The following is a 3013-nucleotide window of genomic DNA, read 5'->3' as shown; positions in this document are numbered from 1 at the left end:
AACGGTTTTGTGTAAGGAACGTTGCGATTTTGTACGCGAGGATTTTCCGCAGGAAAATCAGAAGCTAGCAAAAGAGCAACGACCAAACGATCGAACTAAAATAAGCAATGTTTTTTACACGGTGTTGGGTTTTAGTGCTTTTTATCCACTGGGTATTTTGTTCAGATTACTCTTTTATCGATTGTGTTTTTATTCCGCAAACTTGCTCAAATTCCGCAATATATTTAATTCAGATGGCGAGTGAGCGATTCCTTAACTTGCTACATTCCGCTTATAGTTTGGTTAAGTTTTAATTCAGATTCTGCAAACGATCTAAAATAGTCAAGGTTAGTTGTTCAATATTTTGATTCCGCAAACCTGCTAAAAATCGGCTGTTGTTTTTCAGTATAAGAATTGAATTTAAGCCGGAACTTTGGATTGGTAACAGGCGTTTCCGCATTAAACCCAACGTTTATGTGTATGAGTTGTGGCGTGGACTAATAACGGACAATTCCAAACGGTCAACTGCCTGTGGAAAATCCGCAGGATTTTCCAAGTAGACACAGACCCAGCCATAACTTATAGCATTCATGAAAAAGCAGCGAGTCTCGTATCTTTAAAGTTCATCAAAACAATTAGATATGAAAACTGAACCCACTGCTCACCCAAAATTACACATTGGCATCGACATTCACAAGCGTAGCTGGAAAGTGCACTGTGCGACCGATTTTTTCATCGGCAAATCTTTTTCCATGCCGCCCGATCCAAAGGTCCTCTACGATTATGTGCAGAAAAACTTTGCGGGCTATGAAGTTTCCACCGCCTACGAAGCTGGCTGCTGCGGCTTTTCCGCCCATCGCATCTTCGAGGCGTTCGGATGGCGTTCTGTCGTTGCCAATCCCGCCGATATACACCGTCGAGGAAAGGAAAAATACTCTAAGACCGACCGTATCGATGCCCAGCTTATCGCGAGGGAACTCAAGGATGATTGGCTCAACTCCATAAAGGTGCCCGATGTCCAGCGTGAGGCACTTCGCAGCCTTTTCAGGAGGCGCAACGATATCGTTAAGGACATACGGCGCAATAAAAGCAGAATCAAAATGCAACTCCTTTATTTTGGCATTACGATTCCCGAAGAGTTTGACAAAGACAACTGGAGCCATAACTTCAGGAACTGGGTGGCTGGCGTGGACTTCGCCCATCCAACTGCCAAGTCTACGCTTGAGGGCAGGATGCGCACCTTCAGGTTTCTGGACAAGGAAAAAAGAGAGGTTTCTAACGAACTTCGTGCCTATTGCCGTAAACATTACAAAACCGACTATAACCTATTGCGCAGTGTTCCCGGTATTGCGGGGATTGTTGCCTGTGGTATTTTAAGCGAGCTTGGCGATCTACGCCGCTTTAGCACCATTAAACATCTTGCAGGCTATCTGGGTCTTGCTCCTGGTATATACCAGAGTGGTGATAACTCTCGAGATACGGGGATTACAAAAAGGGCAAACAAAATTATGCGCAGTTATTTTGTGGAGGCATCGTGGCAGGCCATACGCGCAGACCCAATTATGCAGGCCTATTACAGAAAACATCTGCCCAAGGACTCCAAGACAATCATTATAAAAATTGCACGCAAATTGGCAAGCAGGACATTGGCCGTAATAAAGACGGGAATTCCCTATCAAGCGGGCGTGATACAATAAATAAAAAAGGAATATTAACAATAACAGAGCTCACATAAATACTATTTCCCGGATTACAAAACACCGTTTGTGACCTTCGCCCAAGGCGGAAGGATCACTTTTATAAACAGTGACCGGGTTATTATAACTTACAATCATAAAGATGCTGGTGGCCGCGCTTCACGCTGGACCACACATAGGATGCGGAGCAAGTTATTTAAAGGCATTGAAATATTGATAAACCTAAAGGTATTATCAACATTTCAACACCACACAATCATCATTATGAGATAATTAGAAAATAAATATTATATTTGAAGAACGGGATAAGTGCTTTTCATAGGACACGGTGTTGGCAGTAGTTATTTGGTTTTCGGTATTTTATTATTAAAACATATCTCCGGGTTTTAATTTCATCTGTTTTCGTAAATATTTTATCTTTTCTTCTTTATTCATTCCTTTGATAGAGTCGTAGAAATTTAGATATATCATTTCTTGTTCTTCATTATTAATTTTTGCTCTTATGCTTTTTCTTATTAACAATTCAGATTTAAAATTGACATTAAACCGTTTATTGTTAGTAGCTTTATAAAGGCTGTCGGTAATAGATTTACTTATATCTGTAGCGATGTTATAATCTAGAGTATATAATTGTTTTTGAATACTGTCTTCATTTATTTGTTTAACATTGAATCTGTTATTTTTATTACTTAAAGTGTGTCTTTTGTAATAATAAAAGTCTCGTGTCATAAATGGAAAAATATGATTTCTATACTTAATGATAGGTTGAATACGCCAATAAGCATTATCTCCATTTTTCTGATAGTTGTTTTCTGTTTTTAATTTTTTACTCGGATTCCAAAAATCATTCAATTCTAAATTTTCAAGATTATATAAAAGATACTTTCCATAATTAGAACCATTAGATTTTCCTTCATAAATACTAGAAATTTTTAAAGCGCTTAATCTATTGTTATAAATTGTTAATTGATATGGAATGTATACATAAATGCTATCTCTATATGGTCTAATTTTACAAGGTAGATTTTTAGCTTTTGTATTTTCTACGTAGTACTTTGGTTTAATGTATTTAAATATAATTATAATAGCTATGGATAAAATAATTGTTAATGCTATTTTTTTGCTGTTAACCTTAATTATCATATGTTTTTAGATTTTCACTCTCTAACTAAAGAGATATTTATGCTATTTAAAAAACCAACAGGATTATTGAATTCTAGCAGGCTCTGTTTAATTACTGCTAACGGTTTTGTGTAAGGAACGTTGCGATTTTGTACGCGAGGATTTTCCGCAGGAAAATCAGAAGCTAGCAAAAGAGCAACGACCAAACGATCGAA

Annotated in this window: 4 protein-coding genes; 2 read left to right on the top strand and 2 right to left on the bottom strand. The window is 37.5% G+C overall.

Features of this window, described 5'->3' with window-relative positions; all coding sequences use genetic code 11:
* Both BLV64_RS14640 and BLV64_RS14385 read left to right on the top strand, forming a co-directional pair.
* Positions 1-244 (top strand): hypothetical protein (locus BLV64_RS14640; RefSeq protein ID WP_218138675.1); only part of this gene is annotated, 244 nt, incomplete at its 5' end.
* Positions 245-620: 376 nt separating this feature from the next.
* Entirely contained in the window at positions 621-1676 is a 1056-nt protein-coding gene (locus BLV64_RS14385; RefSeq protein WP_092136767.1) for an IS110 family RNA-guided transposase, read from the top strand.
* Between the two features lie 366 nt (positions 1677-2042).
* Here the strand turns inward: BLV64_RS14385 and BLV64_RS14380 are convergent, their stop codons facing one another.
* Together BLV64_RS14380 and BLV64_RS14635 are read right to left on the bottom strand one after the other, a co-directional pair.
* Positions 2043-2819, bottom strand: coding sequence for a hypothetical protein (locus tag BLV64_RS14380; RefSeq protein ID WP_092136765.1), 777 nt, complete (start codon positions 2817-2819; stop codon positions 2043-2045).
* 14 nt (positions 2820-2833) lie between these two features.
* The coding region (locus BLV64_RS14635; protein ID WP_218138674.1) for a hypothetical protein at positions 2834-3013 on the bottom strand (180 nt) is incomplete at its 5' end.

The organism is Bizionia paragorgiae (assembly GCF_900107625.1).
Taxonomy (GTDB): Bacteria; Bacteroidota; Bacteroidia; order Flavobacteriales; family Flavobacteriaceae; genus Bizionia; species Bizionia paragorgiae.
The sequence above is the reverse complement of the archived record's forward strand: the minus strand, read 5'-3'. Positions and strand labels throughout refer to the sequence as shown.